Raw genomic sequence first — 17777 nt, 5'->3', positions numbered from 1 at the left:
CCATGGAGTACGTTTTCGTGAATGCCAGCGGGCCAAACAGACGTCCTTCCTGACCTTCCAGGGTAAAGATAGGAATAAAGGACAGGGTGATGATCAGCAGGCTGATAAACAGTGCGGGTCCCACTTCAACGGAGGCATCGGTAATCACCTTCCAGCGGGTGGCGTTGTCAATCTGCTCACCCGGATGCTGATGATCCCACTCCTCAAGCCGCTTATGCGCATTCTCAATCATCACAATGGCGGCATCCACCATCGCACCGACGGCAATCGCTATCCCTCCCAGCGACATGATATTGGCGTTCAGTCCCTGGAAGTGCATGACGATAAAGGCGATACACAGACCAAGCGGCAGAGAGATAATCGCCACCAGGGCAGAACGTACGTGCCACAGGAACAGGGCACAGACGATGGCCACCACGATAAACTCTTCCAGAAGTTTGGAACTGAGGTTATCAATCGCCCGGTCGATGAGCTGGCTGCGATCGTAGGTGGTCACGATTTCAACGCCTTCCGGCAGGCTGGCCTTCAGCGTCTCAAGTTTATCCCTCACTGCCGTGATAACGTCGCGTGCATTTTTACCCGACCGCAGGATCACCACGCCGCCAGCGACTTCGCCCTGGCCGTTCAGCTCGGCAATACCACGCCGCATTTCAGGCCCGGTCTGCACGCGGGCAACATCCCGCAGATAAACCGGCACGCCGTTCTCGCCTGTTTTCAGGACGATGTTATTAAAATCATCAATGCTCTGAAGATAACCGCTGGCACGGACCATATACTCAGCTTCGGCCATTTCAACGGATGAGCCACCGGCCTCCTGGTTAGACGATTCAAGGGCCTGTTTCACTTCGGGCAGGCTGATACCATACTGAGACAATTTTACCGGATTGACCTGAATCTGGTACTGTTTCACCACGCCGCCAACCGAAGCGACCTCAGCCACGTTCGGGATGGTTTTCAGCTCAAATTTCAGGAACCAGTCCTGCAGAGAACGCAGTTCTGAAAGGTCGTGTTTTCCGCTGCGATCGACAAGGGCATATTCAAATATCCAGCCCACCCCCGTGGCGTCCGGACCGATTTCAGAACTCACACCGGCGGGCAGTTTTCCCTGTACCTGGTTCAGGTACTCCAGCACGCGGGAACGGGCCCAGTACAGATCGGTGCCGTCTTCAAAAATGACATACACATACGAATCACCGAACTGTGAAAAACCACGCACGGTTTTTGCGCCAGGCACGGACAGCATGGTGGTGGTAAGTGGATAGGTGACCTGGTTTTCTACAATCTGCGGGGCCTGGCCGGGATAGCTGGTTTTGATAATGACCTGCACATCTGACAGGTCAGGCAAGGCATCGACAGGCGTGTTAATAATCGTCCATGTGCCCCAGATGCTGAGAAACAGGGCCCCCATCATGACCAGGAAACGGTTGGCGACAGAGCGCCGGATAATCCATTCAATCATCGTCGTCTCCTCAGTGCCCTGAATGCATATTTACAGGCTGGTCAGACATTGCTGGCATACTGCTTTCTGTTTTTTCAGGGTGGCGCATACGTTCCAGTGCGCCCGTAATATTGGCTTCAGAGTCAATGAGGAACAGGCCACTGACCACCACGGTATCGCCTTCATTCAGGCCGGAGCCGATGCCGGACTGTTGCTGTGACTCATGCAGAACGTGGATCTGTTTCGGCACAAACTTGCCTTCATCATCAACAGTAATCACGCGCTGTTCTTTGCCGGTATCGATAACGGCCTGGCTTGGTATCAGCAGCATCTCCTGGCTTCTGGTATTCAGTTTCAGATAGGCATTCATGCCCGGCTTGAGAAACTCATCCTTATTAGAAACCTGGAGACGGACCTGAAGCGTACGGGTTGTCTGATCCACGCTGGGAAGAATATTCCATTTTTCGACATGGAATGTTTTATCCGGATAAGCCGGTACCGAAATTTCAAACTGCGACGTATCTTTCAGCAGATAGGCGATAGATTCTGGCACTGCAGCGCTGATCCAGACCGGGTCCATTCCCTGAATCTGAGCCACCACCTTATCTTTCGAAATATTCATGCCGGTGCGCAGGTCAAATGCAGTAATGACACCATCAATAGGTGCTTTAATGGTAAAACGGGTCTGAATGCTCCGGGTAGAACGCAGTCTCTGAATATCCTCTTCCGGCATACCTGCCAGGCGAAGCCGTTCCAGAACGCCTTTAATTTGCGTGGAAGTACCACCGGTGCTGGATAACAGAAGGAATTCACTCTGTGCTTCCACCCAGTCCGGAATGGTAATATCGATAAGTGGCGTCCCCTTCTTCACATGATCGCCAATCGTCATGGGGTAGACTTTTTCGACAAACCCGTCAGAACGCGCCTGCACAATAACAAACTGATACTCGTTATAGCTGACATTAGCCGGGATTGTCTGAGAATAATTCAGCATTCCTCGCGTGACTTTTTGCGTTTTTAATCCCAGATTCTGAACCTGGGTTGGGTCGATACGGATCCCGCCACTGCTTTTATCGCCACTGTCATCAGCATATTTTGGCACTAGGTCCATATCCATAAAGGGCGATTTTCCGGGTTTATCAAATTTGGTATCCGGTTTCATTGGGTCATACCAGAAAAGCACCTTTCGTTCCGGTGCCTTTTGTTCTGTTTTTTCTGTCTTTTGTGCTGAGTTTACATACTGCCAGGCAGTAACCGATATCAGCCCCCCTGCTATGAGGCTGCTGATAATTATTGCAGCATATTTTATCTTTAAAGAAGCCATACAATTTTCCGCTAAAAAATCAAAACACCTGGCATATGCGCCTGACGGTTAACTCACACATATACCTATGTGAATGTACAGGCGCACAGGATGTAATCGCTCCGGACAGCCAATCAGGACTGCGTCACGTTAATGCTTTTGAGTAAGGAGATATTGCCCTGCTGAATAAACGAGAAATCGACATGGTTGCCTGTTTTCAGGGCATTAATAGCATCGTCTGCATTAACAAAAGTAAAGCGCATGGTCATTGCAGGCCAGCCCACCGCTGGAATTGCTTCATGCGAAATGGTGATTTTCTTAGTATTCATATCAATGTCTTTAACGACACCGGTGCCCTTGATAACTTGCTGTACCGAAGCATCACTGGCAGTATTCATATCGCCATGCTGATGTGTTTCAGCATGAAGACCGGCAGAAAACATGACAGAGAAGGCACCAAATAAAACGGCTTTAAGTGAATTACGCATTTTAATTTCCTGATTAATTAAATAAATTTACTCTACCCAACCGCCACCCAGCGCGGTAAACAGATTAATTTCGTTAACCTGCCGGGAATAGGTAAGATCGAGAATGGTTTGCTGGGTAGCGAAGAGGGAACGTTCTGCATCCAGCACTTCGATGTAACTGACAGCACCACTTGCATACAATCCTCTGGCACGCTGGAGAGTTATCTGAAGTGAATCAAGATAACGCTGCTGTGACTCAAGTTGCTGGCTAAGGCTGTCGCGCAGCGCAAGCGTGTCGGAAACATCCTTAAAGGCTGACTGAATTTTTTGTTCGTAATTAACCACCGACTGTTGCTGGCGAATTTCAGCCAGCTTCAGATTGGCTTTATTCCTGCCAGCATTAAATATAGGAATTTCAATTTTAGGGATAAAATTCCACATTCCACTTCCTGACGTAAACAGGCTGGACAGCTCCGTACTGCTTGCGGAAAGACCACTGGTCAGGGTAATTGAGGGGAAAAAGGCCGCTCGCGCTGCGCCAATATTGGCATCAGCCGCTTTCAGCTGATATTCCGCTTCCATAATATCCGGTCGCTGCAGCAAAATTTGTGAAGACAGATTTGGTGGCAATTTTACTGGGGCTATCTCCCCGCCTTTCATCCCTTTTTCTGACGGAAGTGCGCGGTACGTTCCCAGCACCAGTTGCAGGGCATTGTTTGCCTGAGCCAGATCGCCTTCTCGTTTGGCTATTTCGGCGCGGGTACTTTCGATTTGTCCTCGCGCCTGTTCAAGTGCCAGAACGTTCGTACTCCCGGTCACGAGCTGCTGCTCAACGAAAGCATAGGACTGTTGATAATTTTTCAGCGTTTCCCGCGCAATACGAAGTTGTTCGTACGCCAGTTGCTGGCTGAAATAGCTTTGTGAAACGTTGGATACCAGCAGGATGTGTACGGCCCGACGGGCTTCTTCGCTGGCAAAGTAGTTCTGGCGATCAGCATCACTCATGTTCTTAAGTTTGCCGAAAAAATCGAGCTCATAGCTGAGCTCCAGTCTCGCGTCGTACTCCTGTGTGGTCGGCTTGTCACCTTTCAGACCACCGCTGTATGTTATCCCGGATGAGGCATTCAGCTGGGGATAACGATCTGCATCCGTGACGTTGAACTGGGCTCGGGCCTCTTCAACCTTCAGGGCAGCCATTCTCAAATCACGGTTATTAGTCAGAGCTTCACCGATCAACCGGGTAACCTGGGGATCGACAAAAAAGTTACGCCAGCCCGTATCCTGATAGCCATTTACCGCTGGCGTCAGGCTGTTATGGGACAGTGAAAACTGCTGGGGTACCGGTGCTGCGGGCCGCTGATATTCAGGCGCAAGCGACACGCAGCCTGCCAGGATGAATATCGTGCTAATGCTGAGTAATTTTAATTTGAACATAACGCTTCTCGTCCAGGCAGACCTGGTAAATGGTTCAAATGAAGTCCAGAGTATTGATAGGGGTACTTTACCTAACGCTCTCTGTTTGCCGGGTGACAGGATAATGACAATGTTGTCATTTTTGCTGTAATCCGTTGATAACGATCGTGGGCGCAATAGAATGACATTAGCAGCCAGCCGGGGAGCAAGATGAAAATATTGATCGTCGAAGACGAAATTAAAACAGGTGAATATCTCAGCAAAGGGCTTACAGAGGCAGGGTTCGTAGTGGATCACGCTGATAATGGTCTTACCGGATATCATCTCGCCATGACAGCCGAGTATGATTTAGTCATTCTGGATATCATGCTACCTGATGTGAACGGCTGGGATATCATCCGCATGCTGCGCACTGCCGGAAAGGGTATGCCGGTCTTACTGCTGACAGCCCTCGGCACGATCGAACATAGGGTCAAAGGACTGGAACTGGGTGCGGACGATTATCTGGTTAAACCCTTTGCGTTTGCCGAACTGCTCGCCCGGGTGAGAACCCTTCTGAGGCGGGGAAACACGATGATCACGGAAAGCCAGTTTAAGGTGGCTGACCTCTCGATTGATCTCGTATCCAGAAAAGTCAGTCGCGCCGGAAACCGCATTGTGCTCACCAGTAAAGAGTTCAGCCTGCTGGAATTCTTCATTCGCCATCAGGGAGAGGTTCTTCCCCGCTCCCTGATTGCCTCTCAGGTCTGGGACATGAATTTTGACAGCGACACTAATGCGATCGATGTCGCAGTAAAGCGACTCCGCGCTAAAATAGACAACGATTACGAGACAAAGCTGATCCAGACAGTCCGGGGCGTGGGCTACATGCTGGAGGTCCCGGATGCATAGCAAACCTTCCAGACGCCCTTTCTCACTCGCTCTGCGGCTGACCTTTTTTATCAGCCTGTCCACGATACTGGCTTTTATCGCATTCACCTGGTTTATGCTGCATTCTGTTGAAAATCATTTTGCCGAGCAGGATGTCAGCGATCTTCAACAAATCAGCACCACACTGAACCGTATACTGCAGTCCCCGGTGGATCCGGATGATAAAAAAATAAGCAAAATAAAGGAATCAATTGCCAGCTACCGCAACGTTGCCCTTTTGCTCCTCAATCCCAGGGGGGAAGTGCTCTTTAGCTCAGCTCAGGGGGCGGCACTACGCCCGGCAGTGAATTCAGCAGATTTTAGCGAGCACAGCCGCGCACGGGATGTCTTTCTCTGGACGGTGGAGGATCCTGCGGGACCGATGGATACCGGGTCCGAAATGAAGATGGAAACATACAGGATTATCGCCTCCTCTGGTCAGGCGATATTTCAGGGCAAACAGCAGAACTATGTCATGCTGACTGGCCTATCCATTAATTTCCATCTCCATTACCTCGATGCGCTGAAAAAGAACCTGATTGCGATTGCCGTCGTGATAAGCCTGTTGATTGTTCTGATCATTCGAATCGCTGTCCGTCAGGGGCACCTGCCCCTTCGTAATGTCAGCAATGCCATTAAAAACATCACCTCCGAGAATCTTGATGCGCGACTGGAACCGACACGCGTTCCCATTGAGCTGGAGCAACTGGTTATCTCGTTCAATCATATGATTGGAAAGATTGAGGATGTCTTTACCCGCCAGGCCAATTTCTCTGCCGATATCGCGCATGAGATCAGAACGCCCATCACCAATCTGGTGACGCAGACTGAAATCGCACTGAGTCAGGATCGAACACAGAGGGAACTTGAGGATGTCCTCTATTCCAGTCTTGAAGAGTATAACCGGATGACCAAAATGGTCAGCGATATGCTGTTCCTGGCACAGGCAGATAATAATCAGCTGATACCTGACAGGGTCATGTTTGACCTCAGAGCGGAAGTCATGAAAGTCTTCGAGTTTTTCGAAGCCTGGGCCGAAGAACGCAATATCACGCTCAAATTTAACGGGATGCCCTGCCTGGTTGAGGGAGATCCACAAATGTTCAGAAGGGCGATCAATAATCTGTTATCCAATGCCCTGCGTTATACCCCGGAGGGACAGGCAATCACCGTCTCAATAAGAGAGCAGGAGAGCTTTTTTGACCTTGTGATTGAAAATCCGGGGAAACCAATCCCTGAAGAGCATTTATCAAGGTTGTTTGACCGTTTTTATCGGGTGGATCCGTCCAGACAACGAAAAGGAGAAGGCAGCGGCATCGGCCTTGCGATTGTGAAGTCAATCGTGGAAGCACATCACGGAAGAGTGCAGGTGGAATCGGACGTACACTCAACGCGTTTTATCTTATCCGTGCCCAGACTGGAGAAAATGATTCCGGACACCCAGTGCTGGGAATAAAGATTTAAATGACAAAGATGTCATTAGCCTGTCATGCAGCAAACAGAAGCCATTCGATATAATTAGTGCAACTTATCAGGAAGGCTGGATTGCTTTATCAATATCCGGCGTCAGTGGACGCCAGGAAATGAATATCCAGTCCCCTCCCGGAGAAATAAACACTTCCGAACCTGTTTCAGTTATGGAACTGAAAACACCGGTTGTACTCCCCCGGACATCACTAATTAAGAAATGGAGAGTTATCATGAAAAATATCGTATTAGCATCCTTGCTGGGCTTTGGCTTAATTTCTTCGGCCTGGGCCACTGAAACCGTGAATATCCATGAGCGGGTCAACAATGCACAGGCACCTGCTCACCAGATGCAGTCTGCTGCGGCTCCTGTCGGGATCCAGGGGACTGCACCTCGTATGGCCGGTATGGACCAGCATGAACAGGCCATTATTGCTCATGAAACCATGACGAACGGGTCGGCGGATGCGCACCAGAAAATGGTGGAAAGTCATCAGAGGATGATGGGAAGTCAGACCGTTTCCCCTACCGGGCCGTCGAAGTCATTAGCGGCAATGAATGAGCATGAAAGAGCTGCAGTTGCCCATGAATTTATGAATAACGGTCAGTCTGGCCCACATCAGGCCATGGCCGAAGCGCATCGTCGCATGCTCAGTGCAGGCTGACGGCGAGGGAAGTATCTGTGCTGTCCTTATTTCCTTGATAGATTTTTCCGTAACCGGATATATGGCAACATCTTTGCCCCCTACAGGGGGCATTTTTATCAGATTCTGCTACAGTTAACGGGCATCAACGCTAAAAGGATATTTTTTATGAAAGCCAGAAACACTTTATTTGCAGTATTAATGTTATCCCTGCCAGCTATTTCAGCAGAACATTCAGAAATGAAAATGACTGATATGTCTACCTCGGCTTCGTCACAGGAATATATGGCTGGCATGAAAGACATGCATGACAAAATGATGGCTGCCGTAAATGAGTCCGATCCCGACAAGGCTTTTGCGAAAGGCATGGTAGCGCACCATGAAGGGGCAATAGCAATGGCTGAGACCGAGCTCAAATACGGAAAAGATCCGAAAATGAGAAAGCTCGCGCAGGACATCATTAAAGCTCAAAAAGGTGAAATTGAGCAGATGAATAAATGGCTTGATAGTCAAAAGTAAACATTGTAGAAATGTCACGACAAGCGTGATTTTACATCGTTCCTGGGCGCGGGAGTCGGTTAATCTTTATATAATTCAAACCCGATTAATTTCGGGTTTTTACTACTCTGTACTCCGGTCCTTTGTTGAGGACCGGAATATATGCACCTGAGATGCTTATTTAATACATTATCTCGTCATGGATACAATGTCGCTCAGGATCTCAACCAGCTCGCTTCTCTCCTGCGTTCCGTCATGATAGGTTGATCTTGAGATGATTCTTTCTGATGTCATCTGAGGCCAGAATTTATCTAGTACATTATCGGGTTTCATTCCCACAGCCCGGCCGATTATTTTTTTAGCGTCACAGGTGTCCGTAAACGTGACGGCTACACCAGTAATTTCCTCGATAAGATCCGGGCACAGATAGTTTTCTATCTCACGTTTGCGCGTAGCGAAAAATACCTTACCGGCCTCCTCTACTTCTTTTTTACGCTTCTGGATGGACAGAACCTGTGCAGGGTCTCCCCCAATATCGGAGTCCAGAAATACGCACCAGGGAAGCCCCAGATCTTTGGCCAGATTCAATGTAACCCAGTGTTTGACGCTACCACACCCTCCTATGAGGACTGGCACTATTTTCACGTCCTCCAGAGAGGCTGGCAGCGCACCTGACTGTTTTAATGAACTGGCCGCATGCCTCAGGAAAGTAACATCCGACTTTCCCTCTACCAGAACAATCCCCTGCGCCCTTTCCATACCGGTCTCTGGCAGCACCCCCAGGCTTTCAGTGGCTTCCTTCAGCACTGCGTCATCCGGCATTTTTACTACGGGTTCACCCGCCTCATTTCGGGTAACATAACGTACGCCTTCGACAGGGATTAATCCGGCCAGCGCCGGGACATGGGTGGTGACGATAATCTGACGGTGCGGCTGGCCTGCCAGTGCCAGTAACGCTTTCATCAGCATCATCTGATAGTTCGGATGCTGTGACGTTTCAGGCTCCTCTATGGCATAAATCACATTTCTGGGCGTCCCCGCGACATTCTTTTCAGCCTCAGCCCGAAAAAAATTCAACAGGATAAGCCTCCTTATCCCGCTGCCGCGCTTATTGATGGGGATGCCATTTTCCCCGTCCAGGGTGAAATTGAAGGTCCACTTGGGTTTCTCCTTAAATCGTGGAGTCAGTTCACTGGCGAGTTCGGGGGCCATTTCACGTAATTTATCCAGCGTTCTCTGTGCGACATCCAGGACGCTGTCCTGAATCTCATTTTCCAGCGCTGTAATTTTGTCCTGCAGCGCAGCCTGAGCGTCTTTTACGGCCTGCTGTAAGGGGTTTTTAGCTTCGGAATCCCCGTCGCTGCTTTCCCTGTCGGCTTTGAAAATCGCATACGTGGGCAGCAAATCGAGGATCTTACCCCATAATGATTTTGTGTCGGTTCCGAACTCTTTATCGACATCCAGCATAATTTCCGAACAGGTATAGGGGGCTGCGGCTTCCCTGATGGCCTGACGCCATAACGATGCAGTGCGTTTATCCGCCACATTTTTTTCAACTTCTTTTCCCACCGCCTTGAGCTCAGAAATTTTCATGCCCAGTAAATTTCTCAGGGGCTCCTCATCCGGGTGGATGCAGCGGATGCAGGTCTGCTCCGGTTTTCCTGAGGTCGTTGCTTTAAACGTTTTGACGATTTCAAAATTGCCGTCCTCATTCAGCAGATGTTCTGAGGCGAGCGTGGTCTGCACCCTGTCGTCGATCATGATAAAATCGGGCAGGTCATCAAATTCACAGGCTATTTCAAAACGGCCGTCCCCTTCTCTTAGGCTGAAACAGTTCATGTCATTCTTGTCAGCCTTCATTCCTTCTGTTTCAAAAAAAATAGCCAGCGCTTCCAGAAGCGTTGATTTCCCAAAGTCATTACGACCGACAATACCCGTCATGCTTTCATCAATAATGATTTCAGTAGAGTTTCTGTAGCCTCTGAAGTTTTTCAGTTTTAATTTTCTGAGCCGCATATGAAGTCCTGTGTGTAAGAAAGCGTTTTGCTGCAACCTGAATACAAAATATATTTTCAAATGCCTGCCAACAAGCAGGGATAACCGTTATTCAGAATATCTTAACGACATTTCGGGATTATGATCTGGTCGCGCTTTCAGAACTTTACTGCCCCTCAAAACACCGGAAACTAACTTGTGGTTGGTTACATGGCAAAGTTAAAACTCCAGAATCACGGGTAATGATTTCAATGCTTATTATATTTTTTGGAATTGACTCATGAGCTTTATAATTTAAATGATAATAATAACCATTCTTTTATGCGTAATATTTGCTACTGACACTGATGAATTTAAAAGAAGATAGATTTTCATTTACGGATTATTTCCTAAATTCATCGATAATGTGATCGACATAAAATTTTCACTGAAGAATGAAGAGATAATTTAAGGCCGAGCGAAATAGCTCAAAATGGTGTATTTAACATAACAGAAGAAATGAAAGGCTCTATCGCAACCTGATACTTCAGGCCGCTAAGGGGTTAATCTTGTTGAAGAAAAATTAGACCGGGAAGCGCCAGGCGTCACCATTTCTCCCGCCTGGCTGGAAGTGAAGAATAATTGTGCATAGCTCCGTATTCGGGCTTTGCATCTGACAATGGTTCCCTGGATGAAAGTACGATCTCCACTCCAAGGACGCTGAACACCCTAAACAAACGCTCAAAACCCGCACTTGCAGGGTTGGCCTCTAGTCGGGCATAAGTTTGCTGTGTTATACCCAAACGTTCAGAAACATCTTTTTGCGTCAGTCCATTGGCTTTGCGAAAGCCGATTAAAACAGGACGTAACTGATTCAAAGTCTTCAAAGCGTATTGAGTGTTCATAAGTGACCTTCCGTATCGACGAGTTAACAAGCATAACGCAGGGATTTACAGCATATAGGCTGTAATGCTCATTAACAGACTATAGGCTGTAATACGAATCCTGCCAAGATGCGGCATCTTTCAAATACAAGGCCGTATTGGGTAAGCAGTACACCGTTATATAGCACCCCTTGCCCCTTTGCTGGAGAGGGCCCCACGTGATCGCAGGTCTTTTAGACGTTGTTGCTAACCGGCATCATACACAGGTGGTAACCCCCAGGGAAACTCTATGAGTGATAATTTATTCCTGCCCCAGTCAAAATATAAAACCTTATCTAACTAGCTTTCTTAGTATTTTATAAATGAAGTGAAATTAGCGAAGAAGTTTTACATTGTAAAGTGAGCAAAAATATTTACCATTCAACTGGCAAAATTTACAATCTGCAGCCCTTAGCCTGAGAAAATGCACATTAACAGAATAATCATCAAGTCCGATAGAGGCATAACTTACGTCCTCAAAAATATCAGAAATAAATGAGTTGAAATTACAAAAATTAACTTCACTTAACATCTTGAACACCGCAGAAATATATCTATCATGCATTATCTTGACTTCGATAACCTTAGATAAACTTGAATGCGACTTACATTTGAAGAGATCAAAGAGAAAGTAAATCAGCATATTTTTATTGTCCGAAATCCATTTTAAAATTTTATTACGTGCACATGGTAATATATACACTGGATTTTTGAAAGGGTTTGAAACGTCAACCACAAGGGAACAATAACCATGAGGATTTATTCCACTTATAATTAAGTCACTAAGTCCTTTCACTGCATTCAAATAGTTATCAAAACAAACCTCATATAAACTGGTACTATGAACTGCACATTTAGATTCAAACAACCATCTATGACGCAGATAACCAATGCCTTTAGAGTGTATATCTTCAACAATACATTTGTGACAGTAACGAATGTTTGAGATGTTTACCAATGGATATGAATTAGTTATGTGAAAATTTTTCCGACAGGCATCTTCAACAGCGTTAAAATACCCGTAAACACCAGAAGATAACGACACTATATTGGAAGTTAGTATATAACCATTTCTAGTGGCAAGAATGTCATATATATCCTGCAAGCTATGCAATTTGTACATATCAATCAGTTCGAAACGAGGAAAGGCATCGTACCTTAGTGCGCCATGCTTTGATATTATGTTCCTGCAATTGGATAAGTTATACATTATCTGTGAACGCAGAAGAAAACTGTGCCACAATTCATTTTCGTAAACCATATAACTCCCTCTTATTTAATTAGTTCCATTTTTCTGAGAAGTATCATTGTCATTGGTAGTTTATCTCTGTATTTCAAAAGCCAGCCATGCCCTCCCAGTAAAGCATCTAGACTTGTAAGTGACATCGAGTACTGCCCCTGAGATAAAACATCATTTATTAATGATGATGAGATAATATCTCTCTCGCTCCAGTCTACTCTTTTATTTTTATAGCATCGTATTGTTTTAGGAAGACAGGAATTAAGCCAGTCACATTCATGTTTATTTAGCCAATAGAAACTTGCATAACAACTTTCTTTGACTAACTTTCGTGTTATAGAAACGGATTGATTATGTATAAATCTTAATATTTTCTGCTTATGACGCCGTCTTAAAGAATCTTTTTTACATTTTTTACGCCATGAGCATAAACCGTAACAAGATGAAATTACAGAGGATACAGCTCCTTCCGATAATGAGTTTTTCTCAGCTATGGATGCCAGACTAAACCCCCTTACAGCCATAGACTTGATAAGCAATTCAGTGAATATATTAATTTTTGTGTTTCGCTTAAACGCCCTCAGGTATTTTTTATAAATAAGTGTTTTAATGTAACATCTGCTGCGACTAAATTTCTTCCCAAGGTTGCTAACACTAGTATTATTTTCAACTATATGAAAACTGTATTTCTTATGACTTTTAAAGATTTCTTTCTTTTTATTAGTACGACTTCCTGCATACGTTGGCCAGCAAGTATTTAACAAACAATAACAAAGCAAAAGATGCTTTGTGGGATGCTGACAACATTTGTCTTTGAGTATAGGCTCCCAGTAATGATAATCAGTTAGGGATGTTGGTATAAGTCCCGATGAACCCTCCCCAAATAACTGGCACTTAGCATAAACATGTGCGTAGAATACATTTTTCTTTAAATTTCCATCCAATGATAATAAATTCAACTTTTTAAGTACATCCATGTAATTGGGGTGTGTAATATCTTTTCTTCTGATTATATTTAGGGACTCATAACAAAACTTAGCAAAATCGAAGTCTATCTCATTGCTAAGTTGTTCTGTATACGAAACAGGAGGCATCAGTCCAATACGTATGTGCGGTGAAGAAGGGACATGGATGCTTTCAAGCGCTACCGGATGCCGATGGCAGGTTGTAACCCCATGAAGCTGATGCGCCAGATGCCAATAAGTAACACCATAATGAAAAGTATCTTCACGAGCGCAAACCGGGCAAAACTTCAATAGTGTGCGCTGCCCTAGTGAAAAATTACTAAGGCGGCACAATCGATTAAGCCTGGCAGGGGTCGTGTTGAAATCCATAATTTCATTACGACTGATTGGTAGTGCCCAGGCAAAAAGAGGGAGTAAAGTCTGTTCATGCCAGAGCTGATCTGCACTTTCGGATGTATGAAGAGAAATAGCCTTTAATCCTGAATTGAGAATTGGATGGACGTTCATATCAGGTTTGTTGAAAATGATCGTTAACAGAGAAGATGGGGACATACCGTACACGGTAGTTGTCCGACAAAACCGGCTGAACAAGGATTCATCAGGCAAAACAGGCAACATTCTCATTTCCCACACCTCTCTTTGACCGTTACGAACTGTTACCTCATTACAATTTATTAAGTGGATCTATATTTATAAGCCCGCAACGCTGAAGAGCATCGTAGGTATTTTTCTTTTCAGCTGTTCTGTTGATAACAAGATCGTGGTCAAGAGACAGTATTTTCTCGTCGAAATTGCGCAAAACCTCGTCTATTTTTCCTACGAATTCCTTGTGCTGTGGCCTGTCTATATCCCCAGGGATCAAAGACTTTAGGGACTTCTCTGCCATGATTTTAGCCGAAGCATCACCCTCATTAGATGCAGAGAGCCATTTAGCTTCCTCATCTTCAGTCGCGGCCCCCGGGAGTGGAGTATCCTTATATTCCTCCGTATGACTCACGAGTACCGGTACAGAGGCCGACAAGACTGCGCCAGTGATGATTTCATTGCCGCTACCGATAACCTTTAATTGTGCCCCCCGATAAATCATCTGAGCCAATCCAATATTGCCTTTAGATAAAATGAATAATTTTTCGTTTAACTCATCATTTAATGGAGTTTCAACATTTGTCCATTGTAATGGCCATAAATAATGAATAAACGATTGCCAGTCTTGTGAATCGTATCTAACATTCTTAATTTTCATGTAACCACCAGACTCTGCCCGCCTGGCAATTCTCATTTTCTTTGTCAGCGTCTCGTCAAAAGGATGATTTCCACAAAAAACCATAGATACCCCCATGGAATCTACAATTTCATGTAAAAAATCAATCAACTTACTCTCACCCCCGGTTCTTGAAAATTTAAGCCTCTGCATTTCATCAATAACAAGGATACCCAAAAATGATGATTTAATTCTTTGTGCAATCTGGCGAGCCAGAGCACCATTTCTAATCTCAGGTGTAGTTCGTTCAATACCAATTGCATCATCTAATTTTTGTAAAATCTCTTCACAAAGGTCTCTCACACTTGAATTGTATGGACAATTAATCTTTACCCATACAATTTGCTTACTGAAGCCGGGAAAAACTCCTTTATAGCTGCTGTGTTCTATAATCTGAGGGAAATGATCCATGACTTGCTCAATCATGGTAGTTTTTCCAGAACCACTCATTCCAACTATCGTAATAGTTTCAGCCTGGGATTTAAAATATCCACTTTCTGGCTCAATATCAGGACGCTCATTTCCATAGTAATGAAGATATTGAATTGTTCCGCTTTTTAAAGGATTACGAGCTGCATAGCTTTCCCTAAGTGCCCGTAAGATCATCTTATAAGCCTGGATAAGATTGGTTTGAGGGCAACGGAATTTCTTTATACGTTCGACATACTGCTCTCTAACATTCGCCGGGGCAGTCCAGCGGATTTTTTCGTCAATTTCGGGGAAATAACTCATTTCCAGAAGTACTTCATCTTCCGTAAGCGCTTCAGGAAGTGCTTCAATTAAGGGATTGCCACGATACTCAGGTAACTCCTGTTCTTTATATATCGCTGAAACGCGCCGTATAAGATTCATTATTCTGCGTCCTCAGTCTTCTTCTTACCTTTTAACCATCTTTGTTTCTCCTCCCGGCCAGGCAAAAGCAGAACATTACTGGATGAAGGAAGTAGGGGTTCAGATCTTCCATTAGCAACATGAGTTCGCCCTAATGAATCAAGTTCATTTTTCCTGTTCTTTTTAATATCTTTACCATGTACCCGGCGAGATTCGTATATTTCATTTAATCTTTCGTTACCTTTCCTGTTAAATTCATCTTTATTATTGATATTGCTGAGCGAATCCAGAGTAAATAAATTAATTTCTTTTTGAGTATCTACCCAATCAGCCATTACATCTGTATCAAGATGAGCTTTCCCTTTAAATACATCTCTTTTCTTAAGTAGGTAATGTTTTTTGAAAATGCTATTTTTGTCAAATCTTACATATATATAATCTACGCAATTGTCATCTATTCTTGCTTCACAAGTGGTTCTTCCAAATACTCTGACACCTGATGCAATTTCAGGATCACATTCATAAAAAAGATTATTGTACTGAATCCCACCGGCGGTAATGTTAGCGTTCACAGGGATTAACAATCGTGCGATCACTTCGTCGGCCCCAACGGCTCTTGCGCTGAATCTCCCGTGCTTTAAGCTTATCATCCAACTATTTTTTGGTGATATTACGAGATCATTTTCAATCAGTAAGGGATTGATATAAGCCAGTTCCTCATACGTTCTCTGATTATGTGCAAGTATCTCCCGAATCAGTAAAGACGTGACCTCCTGAATCGTTAAACAAGCCCTGGATTGCGGTGTTGGCTCTCCTTTAACAATCTTTCCCCTTCGTGTTGTTCCAATAAGCCTATGAATAACCTCATCATTCAGAATGCCGAAACAGCGTTCAACAATGCTTTTTCTGTCGCCTCTACCGACTGGCGCAAACTCAAGTTTTGTCAGGGGGGTCATCTCTTCCTGAGGTTTAAGACCAATCATCTCCCCGTTGTCACACATCAATGTTAATGGAATGTGAGAACAAGGCCAATCATCATCAGTAATAGAGATTCCAAATAATCTACAATATTCTTTTTTTGGCATAAAGCAATTTGCTAACGCTTGTCGGGCGGCTCGCCATGAAGCATGGTATAAAGAAACATGAAGGCCAACAATCATTCTTGTTGCACGATCCACCACTGTATAAATAGTAGGACGCCCAATGACTTTTCGTCTGTTTAAACTCGAAATAAGATGTACATCAGCGACAGTTGAGTCTATTTCGAAAACATCACCCGGCAAAACAGTTGTATTAGCCACACTACCTAAAAGCGCCCGCATTTTGAGGTCTATTTCTTTTTTCGTGTTCTTCTTATTTATCGAGAAATCTTTAGTGAAGAGTTTTTTATTCCAGTATGAAAATTGTTTTAAAGAAGGAACATATGGAGCTCTATTTTCTAGGTTTGCTGTTTTAATTTCATCCCTAAAATACAAATCAATATGTCTCTCTAATGTTTTCTTTATCGTATCTCCGTTAACTTTATAATGATACGTAATGAGAGATTTTCTAATATTATTTATATCTCTTTCATTAAGAATGAAAACACGTGATCGTTCATTAGGTAATGCTCTGTTTTTTTTGGAATTCCCAAGTTTAATTTCATGTTTGATTCTACTTTTCCCAGCGGCGCCACAGTTCGAGAATGCGGGTAGCAATGCATAAATATCCTGCCCATGTCGCCAATACAACGCCAGAAGCGTTCTGATAGTATATTGTGATATTTTTTTATTTCTTGAGTAATCCATTAAAAGGTGCGACTTTTTATGTAATGCATAGTCGAACAGAAACATTCTGTCATCTACAAGATCTTTAATGATATTGTAATTTTCATCTCGCCTTCCTCTGTCTTTATCTGTTAATTCTTTCTCATCTACTAACATATATGAAGGATATATATAATCTTTACAAGTTATGCTATTTGATTCAATATAATATTTAAACATTGAAAATGAGAAAGGGATTGGCTTACCCGTTCTTTCTGATTTTATTTTAAACAAAATTAACAAATCGACCTTTCTGTCAAAATCCAAAACACGGTAAAGTCCCTCTGCAAGCAAATCAGTGCCTTGAGAGAGCCAGACTGAATTCCTAATAATATCCATTTGCGTTCAGTCCTATATAGTGGTCATTGGAAATTATCTTTATCAGACCGGTTTCGAGTATTGGATATGATAAATCAACATTTATCATTTTTAATCCAATCATTGCCTGCAATAACATCATCGCTTCTTGTGCATCTACCCCAAAGATTGATGAAATCATTGCACGTAGTCCTACTATGGGATAAACATCTGGTTTAAGCTTCCATAGGATTTTATCAAGAGGATATTTATCATAAAATTCAGAACCATCTCTTAATACAGAAGTAGCCCAGCAAATGTTTTTACCGACGACGTTATTGA

The 17777-nt window shown here is 44.4% G+C and carries 13 protein-coding genes and 2 pseudogenes; 4 read left to right on the top strand and 11 right to left on the bottom strand.

The window, feature by feature from the left end; translation table 11 throughout:
- From silA to silC, 4 genes and pseudogenes are all read right to left on the bottom strand, one after another.
- Positions 1-1459 (bottom strand): annotated as a pseudogene (gene silA / locus G6041_RS00890) (Cu(+)/Ag(+) efflux RND transporter permease subunit SilA); the annotation flags it as partial.
- Between the two features lie 10 nt (positions 1460-1469).
- On the bottom strand, positions 1470-2762 hold the full coding sequence (silB, locus tag G6041_RS00885) for a Cu(+)/Ag(+) efflux RND transporter periplasmic adaptor subunit SilB (protein ID WP_000157620.1): 1293 nt from the start codon (positions 2760-2762) through the stop codon (positions 1470-1472).
- Between the two features lie 113 nt (positions 2763-2875).
- On the bottom strand, positions 2876-3229 hold the full coding sequence (gene cusF / locus G6041_RS00880) for a cation efflux system protein CusF (RefSeq protein WP_001246155.1): 354 nt from the start codon (positions 3227-3229) through the stop codon (positions 2876-2878).
- A 27-nt stretch (positions 3230-3256) separates the two neighbouring features.
- Positions 3257-4642 (bottom strand): Cu(+)/Ag(+) efflux RND transporter outer membrane channel SilC, encoded by a 1386-nt coding sequence (gene silC / locus G6041_RS00875; protein WP_000475506.1) that lies wholly within the window; start codon positions 4640-4642, stop codon positions 3257-3259.
- Positions 4643-4831: 189 nt separating this feature from the next.
- Between silC and silR the strand changes: the two genes are divergently transcribed.
- From silR to copM, 4 genes are all read left to right on the top strand, one after another.
- Positions 4832-5512, top strand: a complete 681-nt coding sequence (gene silR, locus G6041_RS00870) for a copper/silver response regulator transcription factor SilR (RefSeq protein ID WP_000697968.1) — start codon at positions 4832-4834, stop codon at positions 5510-5512.
- Positions 5505-6986 carry a copper/silver sensor histidine kinase SilS gene (gene silS / locus G6041_RS00865; protein WP_000555736.1) on the top strand — a complete coding sequence of 494 codons (1482 nt, stop codon included), beginning with the start codon at positions 5505-5507 and terminating at the stop codon, positions 6984-6986. Before silR ends, silS begins: the two co-directional genes overlap by 8 nt.
- 244 nt (positions 6987-7230) lie before the next feature.
- A complete protein-coding gene (gene silE, locus G6041_RS00860; protein WP_000790485.1) occupies positions 7231-7662 on the top strand; it encodes a silver-binding protein SilE in 432 nt (143 codons plus the stop codon).
- Between the two features lie 147 nt (positions 7663-7809).
- Complete coding sequence (gene copM, locus G6041_RS00855) at positions 7810-8160, top strand: CopM family metallochaperone (RefSeq protein ID WP_000647571.1); 351 nt, start codon at positions 7810-7812, stop codon at positions 8158-8160.
- A gap of 168 nt (positions 8161-8328) precedes the next feature.
- Here copM and G6041_RS00850 read toward each other — a convergent pair whose 3' ends face one another.
- The 7 genes and pseudogenes from G6041_RS00850 to G6041_RS00820 all read right to left on the bottom strand — a co-directional run.
- Complete coding sequence (locus G6041_RS00850; protein WP_001239419.1) at positions 8329-10155, bottom strand: AAA family ATPase; 1827 nt, start codon at positions 10153-10155, stop codon at positions 8329-8331.
- A gap of 563 nt (positions 10156-10718) precedes the next feature.
- Entirely contained in the window at positions 10719-11018 is a 300-nt protein-coding gene (locus tag G6041_RS00845; RefSeq protein WP_001097216.1) for a helix-turn-helix domain-containing protein, read from the bottom strand.
- A 352-nt stretch (positions 11019-11370) separates the two neighbouring features.
- Positions 11371-12297, bottom strand: a complete 927-nt coding sequence (locus G6041_RS00840) for a hypothetical protein (RefSeq protein ID WP_000262423.1) — start codon at positions 12295-12297, stop codon at positions 11371-11373.
- Between the two features lie 11 nt (positions 12298-12308).
- Positions 12309-13865, bottom strand: coding sequence for a TnsD family Tn7-like transposition protein (locus G6041_RS00835; RefSeq protein ID WP_072193695.1), 1557 nt, complete (start codon positions 13863-13865; stop codon positions 12309-12311).
- Between the two features lie 40 nt (positions 13866-13905).
- Positions 13906-15354 (bottom strand): ATP-binding protein, encoded by a 1449-nt coding sequence (locus tag G6041_RS00830; protein ID WP_001049180.1) that lies wholly within the window; start codon positions 15352-15354, stop codon positions 13906-13908.
- Positions 15354-17477 (bottom strand): transposase, encoded by a 2124-nt coding sequence (locus G6041_RS00825; RefSeq protein ID WP_000351437.1) that lies wholly within the window; start codon positions 17475-17477, stop codon positions 15354-15356. Before G6041_RS00825 ends, G6041_RS00830 begins: the two co-directional genes overlap by 1 nt.
- Positions 17464-17777, bottom strand: a pseudogene (locus G6041_RS00820) (TnsA endonuclease N-terminal domain-containing protein); the annotation flags it as partial. The gene G6041_RS00825 and the pseudogene G6041_RS00820, both read right to left, overlap by 14 nt.

Origin of the sequence: Cronobacter sp. HA18003, from assembly GCF_011605905.1 — a bacterium.
GTDB lineage: Bacteria > Pseudomonadota > Gammaproteobacteria > Enterobacterales > Enterobacteriaceae > Cronobacter > Cronobacter sakazakii.
The sequence above is the reverse complement of the archived record's forward strand: the minus strand, read 5'-3'. Positions and strand labels throughout refer to the sequence as shown.

Bases quoted from the DNA above. Each gene is read 5' to 3' on its own strand.
- G6041_RS00835 (WP_072193695.1), bottom strand. From the start codon at position 13,865: ATGAGAATGTTGCCTGTTTTGCCTGATGAATCCTTGTTCAGCCGGTTT.
- G6041_RS00825 (WP_000351437.1), bottom strand. From the start codon at position 17,477: ATGGATATTATTAGGAATTCAGTCTGGCTCTCTCAAGGCACTGATTTG.
- silS (WP_000555736.1), top strand. From the start codon at position 5,505: ATGCATAGCAAACCTTCCAGACGCCCTTTCTCACTCGCTCTGCGGCTG.
- copM (WP_000647571.1), top strand. From the start codon at position 7,810: ATGAAAGCCAGAAACACTTTATTTGCAGTATTAATGTTATCCCTGCCA.
- G6041_RS00850 (WP_001239419.1), bottom strand. From the start codon at position 10,155: ATGCGGCTCAGAAAATTAAAACTGAAAAACTTCAGAGGCTACAGAAAC.
- G6041_RS00830 (WP_001049180.1), bottom strand. From the start codon at position 15,354: ATGAATCTTATACGGCGCGTTTCAGCGATATATAAAGAACAGGAGTTA.
- silB (WP_000157620.1), bottom strand. From the start codon at position 2,762: ATGGCTTCTTTAAAGATAAAATATGCTGCAATAATTATCAGCAGCCTC.
- silE (WP_000790485.1), top strand. From the start codon at position 7,231: ATGAAAAATATCGTATTAGCATCCTTGCTGGGCTTTGGCTTAATTTCT.
- silR (WP_000697968.1), top strand. From the start codon at position 4,832: ATGAAAATATTGATCGTCGAAGACGAAATTAAAACAGGTGAATATCTC.
- cusF (WP_001246155.1), bottom strand. From the start codon at position 3,229: ATGCGTAATTCACTTAAAGCCGTTTTATTTGGTGCCTTCTCTGTCATG.
- G6041_RS00845 (WP_001097216.1), bottom strand. From the start codon at position 11,018: ATGAACACTCAATACGCTTTGAAGACTTTGAATCAGTTACGTCCTGTT.
- silC (WP_000475506.1), bottom strand. From the start codon at position 4,642: ATGTTCAAATTAAAATTACTCAGCATTAGCACGATATTCATCCTGGCA.
- G6041_RS00840 (WP_000262423.1), bottom strand. From the start codon at position 12,297: ATGGTTTACGAAAATGAATTGTGGCACAGTTTTCTTCTGCGTTCACAG.